Annotated in this window: 15 protein-coding genes; 3 read left to right on the forward strand and 12 right to left on the reverse strand. The window is 68.3% G+C overall.

Annotated features, from left to right (window positions below):
• The first annotated feature begins 24 nt into the window (after nt 1–24).
• Both DDE23_RS02675 and DDE23_RS02680 read left to right on the forward strand, forming a co-directional pair.
• Nucleotides 25–1,380, forward strand: a complete 1,356-nt coding sequence (locus DDE23_RS02675) for a DUF1800 domain-containing protein (protein ID WP_107749831.1) — start codon at nt 25–27, stop codon at nt 1,378–1,380.
• A 2-nt stretch (nt 1,381–1,382) separates the two neighbouring features.
• Nucleotides 1,383–2,537, forward strand: a complete 1,155-nt coding sequence (locus DDE23_RS02680; protein ID WP_107749832.1) for a DUF1501 domain-containing protein — start codon at nt 1,383–1,385, stop codon at nt 2,535–2,537.
• On the opposite strand, the gene DDE23_RS02685 is transcribed toward DDE23_RS02680, so the two are convergent.
• From DDE23_RS02685 to DDE23_RS02720, 8 genes are read right to left on the reverse strand one after another with little or no spacing between them, the layout of a single operon-like run.
• The gene (locus DDE23_RS02685; RefSeq protein ID WP_107749833.1) at nt 2,534–3,217 is read right to left on the reverse strand and encodes an HAD-IA family hydrolase; all 684 of its coding nucleotides are present in this window, start codon (nt 3,215–3,217) and stop codon (nt 2,534–2,536) included. The genes DDE23_RS02680 and DDE23_RS02685 overlap by 4 nt on opposite strands.
• Nucleotides 3,208–3,855, reverse strand: a complete 648-nt coding sequence (locus DDE23_RS02690) for an HAD-IA family hydrolase (protein WP_107749834.1) — start codon at nt 3,853–3,855, stop codon at nt 3,208–3,210. Before DDE23_RS02690 ends, DDE23_RS02685 begins: the two co-directional genes overlap by 10 nt.
• Nucleotides 3,852–4,535: a ribulose-phosphate 3-epimerase gene (gene rpe, locus DDE23_RS02695; RefSeq protein ID WP_107749835.1), complete on the reverse strand. Its 684-nt coding sequence runs from the start codon at nt 4,533–4,535 to the stop codon at nt 3,852–3,854. Before rpe ends, DDE23_RS02690 begins: the two co-directional genes overlap by 4 nt.
• Nucleotides 4,532–5,581, reverse strand: coding sequence for a class II fructose-bisphosphate aldolase (gene fba / locus DDE23_RS02700; RefSeq protein ID WP_107749836.1), 1,050 nt, complete (start codon nt 5,579–5,581; stop codon nt 4,532–4,534). Before fba ends, rpe begins: the two co-directional genes overlap by 4 nt.
• 12 nt (nt 5,582–5,593) lie before the next feature.
• Nucleotides 5,594–6,595, reverse strand: a complete 1,002-nt coding sequence (gene gap / locus DDE23_RS02705) for a type I glyceraldehyde-3-phosphate dehydrogenase (protein WP_107749837.1) — start codon at nt 6,593–6,595, stop codon at nt 5,594–5,596.
• A gap of 9 nt (nt 6,596–6,604) precedes the next feature.
• Entirely contained in the window at nt 6,605–8,575 is a 1,971-nt protein-coding gene (tkt, locus tag DDE23_RS02710) for a transketolase (RefSeq protein WP_107749838.1), read from the reverse strand.
• A 10-nt stretch (nt 8,576–8,585) separates the two neighbouring features.
• Nucleotides 8,586–9,464, reverse strand: coding sequence for a phosphoribulokinase (locus tag DDE23_RS02715; RefSeq protein ID WP_107749839.1), 879 nt, complete (start codon nt 9,462–9,464; stop codon nt 8,586–8,588).
• On the reverse strand, nt 9,461–10,471 hold the full coding sequence (locus DDE23_RS02720) for a class 1 fructose-bisphosphatase (RefSeq protein ID WP_107749840.1): 1,011 nt from the start codon (nt 10,469–10,471) through the stop codon (nt 9,461–9,463). Before DDE23_RS02720 ends, DDE23_RS02715 begins: the two co-directional genes overlap by 4 nt.
• Before the next feature lie 115 nt (nt 10,472–10,586).
• Between DDE23_RS02720 and DDE23_RS02725 the strand changes: the two genes are divergently transcribed.
• On the forward strand, nt 10,587–11,519 hold the full coding sequence (locus DDE23_RS02725; RefSeq protein WP_107750221.1) for a LysR substrate-binding domain-containing protein: 933 nt from the start codon (nt 10,587–10,589) through the stop codon (nt 11,517–11,519).
• On the opposite strand, the gene DDE23_RS02730 is transcribed toward DDE23_RS02725, so the two are convergent.
• The 4 genes from DDE23_RS02730 to DDE23_RS02745 all read right to left on the reverse strand — a co-directional run bounded on the left by DDE23_RS02730 (nt 11,509) and on the right by DDE23_RS02745 (nt 16,467).
• Nucleotides 11,509–13,767, reverse strand: a complete 2,259-nt coding sequence (locus tag DDE23_RS02730) for a vWA domain-containing protein (RefSeq protein WP_107749841.1) — start codon at nt 13,765–13,767, stop codon at nt 11,509–11,511. The genes DDE23_RS02725 and DDE23_RS02730 overlap by 11 nt on opposite strands.
• Nucleotides 13,742–14,545: a CbbQ/NirQ/NorQ/GpvN family protein gene (locus DDE23_RS02735; protein WP_107749842.1), complete on the reverse strand. Its 804-nt coding sequence runs from the start codon at nt 14,543–14,545 to the stop codon at nt 13,742–13,744. Before DDE23_RS02735 ends, DDE23_RS02730 begins: the two co-directional genes overlap by 26 nt.
• A gap of 57 nt (nt 14,546–14,602) precedes the next feature.
• A complete protein-coding gene (locus tag DDE23_RS02740) occupies nt 14,603–14,956 on the reverse strand; it encodes a ribulose bisphosphate carboxylase small subunit (RefSeq protein WP_107749843.1) in 354 nt (117 codons plus the stop codon).
• An 80-nt stretch (nt 14,957–15,036) separates the two neighbouring features.
• Nucleotides 15,037–16,467: a form I ribulose bisphosphate carboxylase large subunit gene (locus DDE23_RS02745; RefSeq protein WP_202863200.1), complete on the reverse strand. Its 1,431-nt coding sequence runs from the start codon at nt 16,465–16,467 to the stop codon at nt 15,037–15,039.
• Between the last annotated feature and the right edge of the window lie 6 nt (nt 16,468–16,473).

The following is a 16,473-nucleotide window of genomic DNA, read 5'->3' on the forward strand; positions in this document are numbered from 1 at the left end:
CCGCCGCCGGAACCGGAGCCCCGCATGCGCGATATTGCCAGTTTCATCGCCCTCAACCGCTTCGGCATGGGCGCCGGGCCGGAGGATGGCGCGCGCCCGGGCGATGACCCGCGCGGCTGGCTGAAGGCGCAGATCGGCCCGCTGGCGCCGGTCCCGGGCGATTTCCGCTCCTCCGAGGCGATCATCGCCGGGATCTTTGCCGCCCGGCTCGAACGGCCCAACCGGCAGGCCGAGGCGGTACGCGAGGCGATCCGGGACGATTTCCGCCCCGCGGTCCAGGCCCGCACCGCGCTGGCCATCGCCACGGCCCGGCCGCTGCCCGAACGCATGGCGCATTTCTGGTCCAATCATTTCACCGTCTCGACCACGCGCCGGATCACCGCACCCGCGATCCCGGCCTATGAACGCGAGGCGATCCGCCCGCATGTCTTCGGCCGCTTCGCCGACATGCTGAAGGCGGTGACGCGCCATCCCTGCATGCTGACCTATCTGGACAACATCGCCTCGATGGGGCCGGACTCGCCCGCCGGCCGCAACCGGCGCGCGAACCGCGGTGTCGAGACAACGCTGAACGAGAACCTCGCGCGTGAGATCCTGGAACTGCACACGCTGGGCGTCGATGGCGGCTATGGCCAGGCGGATGTGATCCAGCTGGCGCTGGCGCTGACCGGCTGGAGCCATGGCGGACTGCGCCGGGGGGGCGAGGACGATCCGGTGCACGGCCGCTTCCAGTTCTTCCGCCGCCAGCACCAGCCCGGCGCCAAGACCGTCCTGGGACGCCGCTACGACGAGGCGGGCGCGGAGGAGGGGCTGGCGATCCTCGACGATCTGGCGCGGCACCCGGCGACGGCGCGCCATCTCGCCACCAAGCTGGTGCGCCATTTCGTGGCCGACGACCCGCCCGCCGCCGATGTGGACCACATCGCCCGGGTGTTTCAGGACAGCGACGGCGATCTGGCCGAGGTGACGCGGGCGCTGATCGACCTGCCCTCGGCCTGGGCCGAGCCGCTGGCCAAGGTCAAGACGCATTACGAATTCATCATCGCCGTGCACCGCGCCATCGGTCCTGATGTGCCCCGGGCGCGCAACCTGTTCCGCCCGTTGCGGATGATGGGCAACGAGCCCTTCACCGCCCCCTCGCCGCAGGGCTGGGGCGACCGGGCGGGCGACTGGATCAGCCCCGAGGCGCTGATGCTGCGCCTCGAATGGGCGCAGCAATACGCGGCCGGATTGCCGGGCGGCTATGTTCCCCGGGCGTTGTTGCAGGCCACCATCGGCCCGGTCGCGCGGCCGGTGACCGAGACCTGGCTCCTGCGTGCCCCCTCGGGCGATCAGGCGCTGACGCTGCTGTTCGGCAGTCCCGAGTTCCAGAGGAGATGAGCATGCTCAACCGCCGCCTCTTCCTGCAGATGTCGGGCGCGAGCCTGGCCGCGACGCTTGCCGCCTCGGGCGTGGCCTTCGCGGGCGCCCCGACCGACAGCCGCTTCGTCTTCATCTTCCTGCGCGGCGGGCTCGACGGGCTGCACGCGCTGATCCCCTATGCCGACAGCGATTTTCAGCGCCTGCGGCCCCGGCTGGCCCCGGGGGCGGAGGATCGGCTGGACCTCGACGGTTATTTCGCGCTGCATGCCGCGCTGGGCGGGCTGATGCCGCTGTGGCAGGCGGGTGAACTGGCGCTGATCCCGGCCGCGACCACCCGCTACCGCAACCGCTCGCATTTCGACGGCCAGAACCTGCTGGAGAACGGCACCGCCCGGCCCTTCGGCGCCCGCGACGGCTGGCTGAGCCGGGCGATCCTGGGGCTGAACGCGGGCGACCGGCGGCTGGGGCTGACGCTGGGCCCCTCGCTGCCGCTGATCTTGCAGGGCGGCGCGCCGGTGCAGGCCTGGACCAACGCGCAACTGCCGGATCTGGATGAGGATTTCCTGACCCGGCTCGCCATCGTCTACCGCGACGATCCCTTGTTCGCGACGGCGCTGGGCAATGCCGCCAACTCGCCCGAGCCGATGATGGGGGCCAATCCCCCCGACAACGGCTTCCTGCTGTCGGCCACCGCCGCCGCCGACCTGCTGTCGCGCGCCGAAGGCCCGCGGATCGCGGTGATGGACCTGAACGGCTGGGACACGCATGCCAACCAGACCGGCCGCCTGCGCGGGCTCATGAACCTGCTGGCGCAGGGCATACTGACCCTGCGCGAGGGGCTGGGGGCGGAATGGTCGCGCACCGTGGTCATGGTCGCCTCGGAATTCGGGCGCACCGCGGCCGAGAATGGCGCCGGCGGCACCGACCACGGCACCGGCGGGCTGGCGCTGCTGGCCGGGGGCGCGGTACGGGGCGGACGGATCCTGGGCGACTGGCCCGGCCTCAGCCCGACGGCGCTGAACGACGAACGCGACGTGCGCGCGGTCAATGCCTATGAGGCGATCTTCAAATCGGTGCTGATCGGGCATCTGGGCCTCGACCCCGGCTATGCCGAGCGCGTGGTCTTCCCCGACAGCGGCGGGCTGGAGCCCTTCACCGGCCTGTTGCGCGTCTAAAGCGCGTCGAGCCCCGCCAGCCCGCCCGGCACCAATGCGCTGAACTCCGCCACCACCTTCTGCGCAGCCGACAGATCCGCGCCCTGCGCGTAGATCCCGGGCGAGGCGACGACCCGCAGCCCCGCGCCCCGGGCCGAGGCCACGCCCATCGGCGTATCCTCGAAGGCCAGCGCCTGCTCCGGTCTGAGCCCCAGCCGCGCCAGCGCCAGAAGGTAGACATCGGGCGCCGGTTTCTTTGCCTTCACCTCGTCCCCGCAGGCCAGCACGTCAAAGACCTCGGCCGCGCCCCGCCCGAAGGCCGCCTGTGCCAGGGCTTCGACATTCGGGCGGCTGGTGGTGGTGGCGACAGCCAGCCCGAGGCCGCCCTCGCGCGCCATGGCGATCAGCGCCGCGATCCCCGGCCGCAGCCGGAGGCCCCCCGCCGCCACCCAGGCCGTGTAGCGCGCGGTCTTGTCGGCATGCAGCGCCCTGATGTCCAGCGGCCCGGCCCCGACCTCATCCCCATACCGCGCGATCCGCTCCTTGCCGCCGGTGGTGGTCAGGAGCCGGGCGTAATCCGCGACCGACCAGTGCCAGCCCAGCCCCGCCGCCCGGAACGCCGCGTTGAAGGCGGCACGGTGGCCCTGCTCGGTCTCGGCCAGCGTGCCGTCCACGTCGAAGATCAGCGCCTTCAGTCGCATCGTTCCGCCGCCAGCAGCCCCGGCAGCGCCGCGTAATCGTCGAAGGCGAAATCATGCGGCAAGCCATCCACCGGCGTCTTGCGATAGCCCCGGGTATAAAGCCCGAAGCGGACCCGCGCCCGCACCGCCGTCTCGGCATCGACCTCGCTGTCACCGATATAGAGCCCCGGGCCGCCCAGCCCCTCGAAAGCGGCCAGCAGCGGGGCCGCATCAGGCTTCTTGGTCGGCATGGTGTCGCCGCCCACCACCGAGACGAAGAACCGCTCCAGCCTCAGCGCCGACAGGATCCCCAGCGTCGGCGCCTCGGCCTTGTTGGTGCAGAGCCCCAGCTTTGCCCCCTGTCCCACCAGCCGTTGCAGCGTCGGGATGACATGCGGATAGGGGCGGGTCAGATCGGCGGGCGCGGCGGTGTAATGGGCGAACATGCGCGCGGTCATCAGCGGCTGTTCCTCCAGCGGGATGCCGCGCGACTGCCGCGCCAGACTGACCAGCGCCGGGATGCCATTGCCGATGAAGCGGGTGAGGGTGGACAGGTCCAGCGGCTTCGCCCCCCATTCCCCCAGCACCCGGTTGATCGCCACATGCAGGTCCGGCGCGCTGTCGATCAGCGTGCCGTCCAGATCGAAGACGATCCTCATGCCACGGCCCTGAGGACCGAGTCCCGGATCGCCCGCATGTTGGCGCCATAGGGGGCGGGGTTCGCGACCGAGCCGCCCTTGAACACCGCTGATCCCGCGACCAGCACATCGGCGCCCGCCGCGACGACCTTGGGCGCGGTCTCCGGCGTGACGCCGCCGTCGATCTCGATCTGCACCGGCCGGTCGCCGATCATCGCCCGGAGCGCGCGGATCTTGTCGGTCATGTCGAGGAACCTCTGCCCGCCGAAGCCGGGGTTCACGGTCATCACGCAGACCAGATCGGTCAGGTCGAGAAGGTGCTGGACCGCCTCGGCCGGGGTCCCCGGATTGAGGGCCACGCCCGCCTTTTTCCCCGTTCCGCGAATGGCTTGCAGGGTGCGGTGGATGTGGGGTCCGGCCTCCACATGCGCTGTGATCACATCGGCGCCCGCCTCGGCGAAGGCCTCGATAGAGGGGTCCACGGGCGCGATCATCAGATGCACGTCCATCACCGTCTTCACATGCCGGCGGAAGGCGGCCACGGCCGGCGGGCCGAAGGTCAGGTTCGGCACGAAATGCCCGTCCATGACATCGACATGCACCCAATCGGCACCCTGCGCCTCGATCGCCTCGATCTCCCGCCCGAAATCGGCGAAATCGGCGCTGAGGATCGAGGGCGCGATAATCAGGGGCCGCCTCACAGCGTGCCCGCCTTGTAGCGCTTGGCCATGTCATCCATCGGGATGACCTTGATCTTGTGGGCCTTTCCGGCGGTGCCGAAAGCCTCGAACCGGTCGCGGCAGAGGTCGCGCATCGCATCCATCGCCGGTTTCAGGAATTTCCGCGGATCGAACTCGCGCGGGTTCTTCTGCGCCACTTTGCGGAACTGCCCGGCCATCGCCATCCGGCAATCGGTGTCGATATTGACCTTGCGCACCCCGTGGCGGATGCCGCGCACGATCTCCTCGACCGGCACGCCGAAGGTCTGGGGCATCTCGCCGCCATGGGCGTTGATGATGTCCTGCAAGTCCTGCGGCACCGAGGACGAGCCATGCATTACCAGATGCGTGTTCGGCAGCCTTTTGTGAATGGCCTCAATCACCCCCATGGCCAGAATGTCCCCATCCGGCTTGCGGCTGAACTTGTAGGCCCCATGCGAGGTGCCGCAGGCAATGGCCAGCGCGTCAACCCGGGTTTCCCTCACGAAATCAACGGCCTGGTCGGGGTCGGTCAACAGTTGCGCATGGTTGAGCGTGCCGACCGCGCCATGCCCGTCCTCGGCCTCGCCCTCGCCGGTTTCCAGTGAACCCAGCACCCCCAACTCGCCCTCGACCGAGGCGCCGACCCAATGCGCCATCCGGCTCACGCGCTCTGTGATCACAACGTTATAGGCGTAATCGGCCGGGGTCTTGGCATCTGCCTTGAGGCTGCCGTCCATCATCACGCTGGTGAACCCGTGGCGGATGGCGCTCATGCAGGTGGCCTCGTCGTTGCCGTGGTCCTGATGCATGCAGAGCGGGATCTCGGGATAGATCGCGGCCAAGGCCTCGATCATCTTGGCCAGCATGATGTCATTGGCATAGGTCCGCGCGCCGCGGCTGGCCTGGATGATGACCGGCGCATCGGTGGCGCGGGCCGCCTCCATGATCGCCAGACCTTGCTCCATGTTGTTGATATTGAAGGCGGGAACGCCGTAGCCATGCTCGGCGGCATGGTCCAGAAGCTGGCGCAGGGTGATGAGGGCCATGGTGTTCTCTCCTCAGATCAGGCGGCCGAGTGCGACGGCGGTGTCGGCCATGCGGTTGGAAAAGCCCCATTCGTTGTCGTACCAGCTGAGGATGCGGACCATGCGGCCGTCCATCACCCTGGTCTGGTCCATGTGAAAGACAGACGAATGCGGATCGTGGTTGAAGTCACTGGAAACATTGGCTTTGTCGGTATAGCCGAGGATGCCTTTCAGCGGCCCGTCGGCGGCCGCGCGGATTGCGGCGTTGACCTCCTCGGCGCTGGTGTCGCGGGCGGCCTCGAACACCAGATCGACGACCGAGACATTGGGCGTCGGCACCCGGATCGCCACGCCGTCGAGCCGCCCTTTCAGCTCGGGCAGCACCAGCCCCACCGCCTTCGCCGCCCCGGTCGAGGTCGGGATCATGCTCAGCGCCGCGGCGCGGGCGCGGTAGAGATCCTTGTGCATCGTGTCCAGCGTCGGCTGGTCGCCGGTGTAGGAATGGATCGTGGTCATGAAGCCCTTGGCGATGCCGATGGAATCGTTCAGCACTTTGGCGACCGGGCTCAGGCAATTGGTGGTGCAGGAGGCGTTCGACACCACCAGATCCTGCGGCGTCAGCGCCTGGTGGTTGACACCGTAGACCACGGTCCGGTCAGCATTTTCCGCCGGGGCCGAGACCAGAACGCGCTTCGATCCGTTCTTCAGATGCAGCGCGGCCTTGTCGCGGGCGGTGAAGATGCCGGTGCATTCCAGCGCCACGTCCACATCCGCCCAGGGCAGATCCTCGGGGTTGCGCAGCGCCGTGACCCGGACCTTGCCGCGGCCCGCGTCGATCCAGCCGTCGCCATGGCTGACGCTGCCCGGGAAGCGTCCGTGGACGCTGTCGAACTGCAACAGATGCGCGTTGGTCTCGACCGGGCCCAGGTCGTTGATGGCGATGACCTCGATGTCGGTGCGACCGGATTCGGCGATGGCGCGCAGCACATTCCGACCGATACGGCCGAAGCCGTTGATGGCAACCTTGATTGTCATACGTTATCCTCAGATCAGGGATTTGGCCGTTTCGACAACGGCTTGCGGCGTGATGCCGAAATGCTCGTAAAGCGCGGGCGCGGCGGCGGAGGCGCCGAAGCCATTCATGCCGACGAAAGCATCCGTGCTGCGCAGGAGGCTGTCCCAGCCCATGCGGATCGCCGCTTCCACGCCGATCCGGGGCGCCTGACCCAGCACGGCGGCGCGGTAGGCGTCGGATTGGCGCGCGAAATGCTCGAAGGAAGGGGCGGAGACGACGGCGGCGCGGATGCCCTCGGCCGCCAGCGCCTCGGCGGCTTTCACCGCGAGGTCGACCTCCGAGCCGGTGGCGATCAGCGTCACCTGCCGCTCGCCCGGGTCGCGCAGCAGATAGGCGCCGCGGGCGGTCAGGTTCTCGCCCGCCTCGGCCCGGAGGAGGGGCAGGTTCTGGCGGCTGAGCGCCAGCAGCACCGGGCCGTCGGTTGCCGCGACGGCGATCTCCCAGGCCTCGGCGGTTTCCACGGCGTCGGCGGGGCGCAGGACGGTCAGGTTGGGTATGGCCCGCAGCGAGGCAAGGATTTCAACGGGTTGATGCGTCGGCCCATCCTCACCCAGACCGATGCTGTCATGGGTCATGACAAACACTGTCGGCACGCCCATCAGCGCCGCCAGCCGGATCGCCGGCCGGGCGTAATCGGCGAAGGCGAGGAAGGTGCCGCCATAGGGCCGGAACAGCCCCGCCAGAGCGATGCCGTTCATCGCCGCGGCCATCCCATGCTCGCGCACCCCGTAATGCAGGTAGTCGCCGGTGAAATCGCCGGGCCGGACCGATGTCTGACCTTTGGTCCGAGTCAGGTTCGAGCCGGTCAGATCCGCCGATCCGCCGATCATAAGGGGCAGGGTGCCATTGACCACGCCCAAAGCCATTTCCGATGCCTTGCGGGTGGCGACTTTCGGTTTGTCTGACAATAGGCGTTGCTTGTAGTCGGCCATCGCCGCCGTGAAACCCGTCAGATCTTTCCCCCGCAACGCGTTGAACTCGTGACGGTCCGGGGCCGAGGCCAAGCGAGCCTCCCAGGCGGCGCGGGCTTCGGTCCCCCGGCGGGCAACCCGGGCCCAGGCGGCGTAGACGCTGGCCGGGATCTCGAAAGGCGCGTGGGTCCAGCCGAGATGGGCGCGGGCGGCGGCGATCTCCTCGGCCCCCAAGGGCGCCCCGTGCACGTCATGGCCCCCCTGCTTGTTCGGCGCGCCGAAGCCGATCACGGTGCGGCAGGCGATGAGCGAGGGGCGGGGGTCCTTGCGCGCCGCCTCGATGGCGTCGGCGATCTCGGTCGGTGTGTGCCCGTCGCACGAAAGCACATGCCAGCCCGAGGCCGCGAAGCGCGCCAATTGGTCGGTCGAGGTCGCCAGATCCGTGTCGCCGTCGATGGTGATCTTGTTGTCGTCCCACAGCACGATCAGATGGCCGAGGCCAAGATGCCCGGCCAGATCAAGGGCTTCCTGGCTGATCCCCTCCATCAGACAGCCGTCCCCGGCGATGACATAGGTGAAATGGTCGATCAACCCGGGGAAGCGCGCATGGCCCAGCCGCTCGGACAAGGCCATGCCGACGGCGGTGGCGATGCCCTGACCCAGCGGGCCGGTGGTCATCTCGATCCCCTTGGCGTGGCCGTATTCCGGGTGGCCGGCGGTGCGGCTGCCGAGCTGGCGGAAGGCACGAAGCTGGTCCATCCCCATGTCGTCATAGCCCAGCAGGTGATGGATCGCGTAGAGCAGCATCGATCCATGCCCGGCGGACAGCACGAAGCGGTCGCGGTTCGGCCAGTCTGGTGCCGTGGGGTCCAGCGTCACGAAGCGGTTAAAGAGGACGCTCGCCACATCGGCCATGCCCATCGGCATGCCGGGATGGCCGGAATTGGCCGCCTGAACCGCGTCCATGGCCAGGGCGCGGATGGCGTTCGCCATGGTGCGTTCGTCAGCAATCGGGGTGTGCAGGATCATGAAACCCTCCTCAGGCGCGCAGCTTGCGCGCGGTCGAGACCAGCCGCTCGATCAGCGGGGTCAGGATCAGTTGCATCGCCAGATCCTGCTTGTTGCCGGGGATGACGATGGAATTGGCGCGGGTCATCCACGAGCCCTGGATCATCGCGGTCAGATACGGAAAATCGATCCCGCGCGGGTTCTTGAAGCGGATGACGACCAGGCTTTCGTCGGGCGTCGGGATCCAGCGGGCGACGAAAGGGTTCGAGGTATCGACCACCGGCACGCGCTGGAAATTGATATCGGTTTCAGTGAATTGCGGCGTGATGCAATGCACATAGGCATGCATCCGGCGCAGGATCACATCGGTCACGGCCTCGGTCGAATAGCCGCGGGTGGCGCGGTCGCGGTGGATCTTCTGGATCCATTCGAGGTTGATGACCGGCACCACGCCGATCTTCAGATCCGCCAGCGCCGGCAGGTTGACCTGATCGTTGACCACGGCGCCATGCAGCCCTTCGTAGAAGAGGACGTCCGAGCCATCGGCAAAGGGTTTCCAGGCGGTGAATTCGCCGGGGGGGACGCCGTGCCGTTCGGCCTCGGCCGCGTCATGGACATAATGCCGGGTGCGGCCCTTGCCGGTCTCGCCATAGTCGCGAAAGACCCGCTCCAGTTCTCCCAACTCATTGGCTTCATAGCTGAAATGGGAAAAGGTCTGGTCGCCCTCGGCATAGCGCCGGGCCAGTTCGTCCCGCATCTCGGCCCGGTTGAAGCGGTGAAAGGCGTCGCCTTCGATCGCCACGGCGGTGATGCCCTCGCGGCGGAAGATCTGGTCGAAGGTCGCCTTGACGGTCGAGGTCCCCGCGCCGGACGAGCCGGTGACGGAAATGATCGGATATTTGCGGCTCATTGGGGGCTCCGGAACAGGCCACGCTTGCCGAACAGCGCCGAGGTCTCGGCCGCGGGCAGGTCGTGGTAGGTGGCGACGCGGGCGACCTTGTTGGCCGACCCGAAGACGAAGGGGATGCGGGCGTGCAACTGGCCGGGGATCGCGTCCAGCACCGGGTCGACGCCATCGGTGGCCCGCCCGCCGGCCTTTTCGACCAGAAAGGCGATGGGCGCGCATTCGTAGACCAGCCTCAGGCGCCCCGCGCGATAGCCGGGGCGCGCGTCGCCCGGGTAGAGAAAGATGCCGCCCCGGGTCAGGATGCGGTGCGTCTCGGCCACCAGGGACGCGATCCAGCGCATGTTGAAATTGCGCCCCGCAGGCCCCTCGGCGCCCGCCACGCGGTCGTCGATATAGGCGCGGATCGGTGCTTCCCAATGGCGGTAGTTCGAGGCGTTGATGGCGTATTCGCTGGATTCCGGCGGCAGGACGGGCAGGGGGCCCAGCAGGCGGAAGCGGCCGGTGTCGGGGTCCAGCACATATTTCACCGGCGCGTCGCCGACGCTGACGACCAGCGCGCATTGCGGGCCGAAGATCGCATAGCCCGCCGCACGCAGGTCGCGGCCCGGGCGCAGGAAGCTGGCCTCGGGCGTGGCGGCGGCGGGGTAGAGGCCGAAGATCGTGCCGATCGAGACATTGGTGTCGATGTTGGAGGACCCGTCCAAGGGGTCGATGGCCAGTGCCAGCGTGCCCTCGGGGTCCAGCGCGACCACGGTTTCCTGCTCCTCCGACGCATAGAACCGCACGCCCGCCCCGGCCATGGCCGCCCGGAAGGCATCGTCGGCGATCACGTCCAGCGCCTTTTGCGCGTCGCCGTCGCTGTTGGTGCCGGCGCTGGCCCCCAGCGCCTCGTCCAGACCGCCGCGCTGGATGCGCCGGGCGAGCGTCGCCGCCACGCCGGCCAGACGGTCGACCGCCAGCGCGAGGTCATCCGGGGTGCCCAGCGGCACCCGGTCGAGGCTTGTCAGCATGATGATGGATCCTCCCAGATGGGCCGGGCTTGGGGCCTCAGGCTTGACAGCACCATGCGGCAGGGTCAGATTTGAGGAAATTTAAACTTTCGGAATGGATATTCAGGTTTTTGGAATGGCCCGTCTGGACGCCGTGACACTGAAGCAATTGCGCGCCCTGATCGCCGTGGCCGAGCATCGCTCGCTGACCGAAGCGGCCCATGCGCAACACCTGTCGGCGCCCGCTATTCACAGCCAGATCAAAGGGTTGGAGGAGGCGGTGGGGCGCCCCTTGCTGACCCGCCCCGCCGATGGCGCGGCCTTTCTGCCAACCCCCGAAGGCGCCGCGATGCTGGAGGCCGCGCGCCGGATGATGGCGCTTTTGTCGCAGGCGCGGGATCAGATCCGGGCCTTGGGCGCCGGTCACGCCGGGCATGTGACGCTGGGCACCGTCTCGACCGCCAAGTATTTCGCGCCGCATCTGGTGGCGCTGCTGCAACGCGCGTCCCCGGATATCGAGATCGCTTTGCGGGTCGCGAACCGGGGCGAGACGCTGGCCGAACTCGGCCGGGGCGAATACGATCTCGCCATCATGGGCCGGCCGCCGCGCGAGTATCTGCAAGGCGCGGTGCCGCTGGGACCGCACCCGCATGGCGTGATCCTGCCGCCGGGCCACCCGCTCGCCGCGGCCGAGGGCTTCGACGCATCGCGCCTGATGGCCGAGACCTGGCTGGTGCGCGAGGCCGGGTCGGGGACGCGGATCCTGATGGAGCGCTTCCTCGACCGGACGGGCGAGGGGCCGCCCGCGCGGATCGTGACGATGGATTCGAACGAGACGATCAAGCAGGCGGTGATCGCCGGGCTGGGCGTCGCCTTCCTCAGCCTGCACACGGTGGTCGAGGAATTGCGCGCCGGTCGGCTGACGCTGCTTCGCGGGCTGGGGCTGCCGCTGATGCGGCACTGGTATCTGATCGTGCCGCCGCAGCCCTCGGGCGTCGCGCGGCGCATCGCCGACCAGATCGTCGGGTTGAACGGCGCCTATTTCCCTGATCCGCCGCTCAGCGGGTAAGGGCGGCGTAGAGCTGCGGCAGACGCTCGGGCAGGCGGTCGACGCGGTCCAGAACCAGCGCGTTGCGGGGGCCGAAGATGCGCGTGACATAGGCATCCGCCCCGGGGTCGAGCGACAGGCAGAAGGGCGTCACACCCTGCCGCGCGGCCTCTTCGACGGCCCGGCGGGCGTCGGCGCGCAGAGAGAGCGGGTCCTTCACGTCGATGTCGGCGGGGGCGCCGTCAGTCAGCACGATCATCAGCTTGCGGCTGGCTTTCACCTGACCCAGATGGTGCGTCGCGTGGCGGATCGCGGTGCCCATTCTGGTGCTGAGGCGGCCCTCGGCGCCCATCAGGCGGGCCTTGGCCATGGTATCCCAAGGGGCGGTGAAGTCCTTGAAACGGCTGTAGAAAACCTGCTGCCGTCCGTCCGACTGAAAGCCGTGGAGGGCGAAGGCATCGCCGACGCGGTGGATCGCCTCGGCCAGCAGGACGCAGGCGGATTGCGTGAGGTCCAGGACCGTCTCGCCGCCCGCCGTGGGGTCGTTGGTGGATTCGCTGAGGTCGAGCAGCACCATCACCGCCGTATCGCGGATCTTGCGGTCGAGCCGCATCATTACCCTCGGGTCGGGCTGCCGGCGAAGGCGCGTGTCGATGGCGGCAGAGACGGCGGCGTTGAGGTCCAGCTCGTCGCCGTCCTCCAGCTTGCGCACCCGGATTGTGCCCTGCGGGCGCATCGCATCCAGCCGGTGGCGCAGGCTTTCCATGACCTTGCGGTGGCGGTCGAGGATCGCCTCGGCCTTGGTGGGATCGCCCAGCCGGGGCCGTTTTTCCAGCACGTTCGCCCAGGCCGGGCGCATCAACTGGATCTGGTGGTCGAACTCGTCATAGGGGATGGGCGGCGAGAGCGGTTCCTTGCCCTCGCGGTCGTTGACGCTGCTGCCGTCATCGTCGAAAAGCTCGTGCGCCTGGACCCAGATTTCCTGGGCATCGGCGCCGGCGGTCTCGACCTCGACCTCGTTCACCATCTCCATGATCGAGACGTATTTGCGCAGTTGCGGCGTCTGGGCGGGGGCGCTGTCGATCTCCAGTTCTTCGAAGGTCCAGAGCACCCGGTTGTCGCAGCGGTAGGGGCATGAGGGCCGATCAGCCCAAGCAGAGAAAGTCTGACCTTTAAGGCGGTCGGCGAGGCGCAGCCCCAGATCGCGCGACTGGTCAGGCGATTGAAGGTCAGACGTCTGGAAGAGGTCCAGAATCCAGCGCTCTAGCGGGGCATCCTCAGATGCCTGTCCCAGCAATAGCGCCCGGGCGATCCGGTCGACCTGACCGCCAAGGCCCGGGCCTTCGCCCTGGTGAAACGGCGCCCAGAGGTCGCGCAGTCGGGGGAAGCGGGCGATGGCCAGCGCCTCGGCGCGGGCGTCCTCGATCAGGCCGATGCAGAGGCTCTGCAGGGCGCTCAGCCCTTCGCCTTGAAAGGGCTTTCGCAGGCAGCCGAGATGCGCGGCCAGATGGGCGACCTGCGCGCGGTAGAGGTCCAGCGCCGGCAGGTCCTGCCAGTCATCCAGCGCGTCGGGCAGGTGCAGGGCGGGGCCTTCGATAAAGGGTTGGAGGCCGGCGCGGGTCTCGACATCGCCCGCGGTCGGCACCAGCAGGAAATCCCGGCCCCAGAGGGCGCGCAGATACATGCCGAGGCGGCGCTGCACATCGACCAGCAGCACCCCCTTGCGTTCGCGCTGCAAGACCGCCTTCGACTCGGCCGAGACCAGCGAGAAATAGCGGTCGAGCTCGCGGTAATCGGTGCGATGCGCCTCGGCCCCCCAATCGGCCCAGCGGCGCAGGCCGCCGAGGGTGAGGACGTCCAGCAGCGCGCCCAGATGGTCCAGCATCGGGCGCAGCGCGCGGGGGGCGCGGGACAGGAGGTGGTCGAGAAACCGCAGGTACGAGCGGAACAGGCCGGCATCCCCCAGCCGCCGCGCGGCCAGCGGCGCGGTCGCCAGAATCCGTTCGATCACCGCGCCCGAGGTGCGCGAGGCAAAGGTCAGACAGGCGGGGGCGAGGTCGGCCAGGACCTCCTCGCCGATCTCGCGCGCGATCTGCGGCGCGGCCTCGATCCAGGCCAGAACCACAGCCTCGCCGCGGCCCATCTGGGTCAGCGCCTCGGCACCCTTCTGCCAGATTTCCAACCCTCGGGGCGAGAGGCGGCGGATCGCCTCGGGCCGCGCGGCCTCGAGCGCCGCCGCGAGGTCAGAACCAGGTGGCGACGGCGGCATCGAGCGCGTCCCGCATGTCCGGATCGTCGGTGATCGGGCGGACCAGGGCCATGGAACAGGCGGCACGGGGGGCGACACCGCCAGCAATCAGCCGGCCCGCGTGGATCAGCATCCGCGTGCTCAGCCCCTCGTCCAGACCATGGCCCTTGAGGTTGCGGGCGCGGGTGCCGATCTCGACCAGCCTCCCCGCCGTCCCGGCCTCGACGCCGCTTTCATGGGCGACGATCTCGGCCTCGATCCCGGGCTCGGGCCAGGTGAAATCGAGCGCGCCGAAGCGTTGCTTGGTCGATTGCTTGAGGTCCTTCATCAAGGACTGGTAGCCGGGGTTGTAGCTGATGACGAGCAGGAAATCGGCATGCGCGCGCAGGAGTTCCCCTTTCTTTTCAAGGGGCAGGGCGCGGCGGTCATCGGTCAGCGGGTGGATCGCGACGGTCGTGTCCTGCCGCGCCTCGACCACCTCATCCAGATAGCAGATGGCGCCATGGCGGGCGGCAAAGGTCAGGGGGCCGTCCTGCCAGCGCGTCCCCTCGGCATCGAGGAGGAAGCGGCCCACCAGATCCGAGGCGGTCATGTCCTCGTTGCAGGCGATTGTCACCAGGGGCCGGCCCAGCGCCCAGGCCATGTGTTCGACAAAGCGCGTCTTGCCGCAGCCGGTCGGGCCCTTCAGCATGACCGGCATCCGCGCGGTCCAGGCGGCGGTGAAAAGCGCGACCTCATCGCCCTGGGGCTTGTACCAGGGTTCGGCCGCGACGCGGTGCTGGTCGAGTGTGTCTTTCATCGGAGCCTCCGCAAAAGGCGCGGCCCGCCGGAGAGGGGGCTCGGCGGGCCGCAGGTCTCAGACCGGGATGCCCCGGTAGACGACCATGTTGGCACCCTGCGACTGGGTGAAATTGTTGTAGCCGACGAAGCGGACATGGTTGCCGGGATTGGCCGCGTGGCAGGCGTCAAGCTCGGCGATGATGGCGTCGACATCGATCTCGCCGAACATCGGCAGCTTCCACATGTACCAGTAGTTCGACATGGCGAATTGCGGCTCGGTGTGTTCGATGGCCGGGTTCCAGCCGTGCTTGACCACCCATTCCACCTGTTTGCGGATCTGGTCCTTGGTCATCTCGGGCAGGTAGGAAAAGGTGCCCATCTTGCGGCTGGCGGGGTCGGAAAGGCGGGAGGTGTAGTCCTGGACGCTCATGCGTTGGTCCTCGTGGCGGCCGGGAGCCGGGGGTTTCACCCCCGGACCCCCAGCGTATTTGGGGCAGAATGAAAGGGCGGTCAGCGGTGCTGGACGTCGAGCTTGTCGACGGTGTCGAACTCGAACTTGATTTCCTTCCAGGTTTCCATGGCGATCTTCAGCTCGGGCGAGTGCCGGGCGGCCTTCGTCAGGATGTCCTTGCCTTCGCGTTCCAGCTCGCGGCCCTCGTTGCGGGCCTGGACGCAGGCCTCGAGCGCGACGCGGTTGGCGGCGGCGCCGGCGGCGTTGCCCCAGGGGTGGCCCAGCGTGCCACCGCCGAATTGCAGGACCGAGTCATTGCCGAAGATCGAGACCAGCGCCGGCATGTGCCAGACATGGATCCCGCCCGAGGCGACCGGGAAGACGCCGGGCATCGAGCCCCAGTCCTGATCGAAGAAGATGCCGCGCGCGCGGTCTTCCTTGACATAGCGGTCGCGCATCAGGTCGATCCAGCCCAGCGTCGCCTCGCGGTCGCCTTCGAGCTTGCCGACCACGGTGCCGGAATGCAGGTGGTCGCCGCCGAGAAGCCGCAGCAGCTTGGCCAGCACCCGGAAGTTGATGCCGTGATTGGGGTTGCGGTCGAGCACGGCGTGCATGGCGCGGTGGACGTGCAGCAGCATGCCGTTGTCGCGGCACCACTTGGACAGCGAGTTATGCGCGGCCCAGCCCAGCGTCAGGTAATCCGACATGATGATCGGCGTGCCCAGTTCCTTGGCGAATTCGGCGCGCTGGAACATGTCCTCGATGGTGGGCGCGGTCACGTTCATGTAGTGACCCTTGCGCTCGCCGGTCTCGGCCTCGGATTTCTCGATGGCCTCCTGGCAGAAGAGGAAGCGGTCGCGCCAGCGCATGAAGGGCTGGGAATTGACGTTCTCGTCGTCCTTGGTGAAGTCGAGCCCGCCGCGCAGGCATTCATAGACGGCGCGGCCGTAGTTCTTGGCGGAAAGGCCGAGCTTCGGCTTGATGGTGCAGCCCAGCAGGGGGCGGCCGTATTTGTCCATCTTGTCGCGTTCGACATGGATGCCGTGGGGCGGGCCGAAGCAGGTTTTCACGAACCAGATGGGGAAGCGGACGTCCTCCAGGCGCAGGGACCGCACCGCCTTGAAGCCGAAGACGTTGCCCACCAGCGAGGTGAAGACGTTGACCACCGAGCCTTCCTCGAAAAGGTCGGCGGGGTAGGCCACGAAGGCATAGAAGGCGTCGTCATGGCCTGGCACATCCTCGACCCGGTAGGCGCGGCCCTTGTAGAAATCGAGGTCGGTCAGCAGGTCGGTCCAGACCGTGGTCCAGGTGCCGGTCGAGCTTTCGGCGGCCACCGCCGCGGCGGCTTCCTCACGCGGGACGCCGGCCTGGGGGATGACCTTGAACACGGCCAGGATGTCGGTGTCCCTGGGGGTGTAATTCGGTTCCCAATAGGTCGAGCGGTATTCCTTCACCCCGGCGTCATAGCGCTTGCTGGTTTGCATGTTCATGCGGGT

It is taken from the genome of Pararhodobacter aggregans (assembly GCF_003075525.1).
Classification (GTDB): Bacteria; Pseudomonadota; Alphaproteobacteria; order Rhodobacterales; family Rhodobacteraceae; genus Pararhodobacter; species Pararhodobacter aggregans.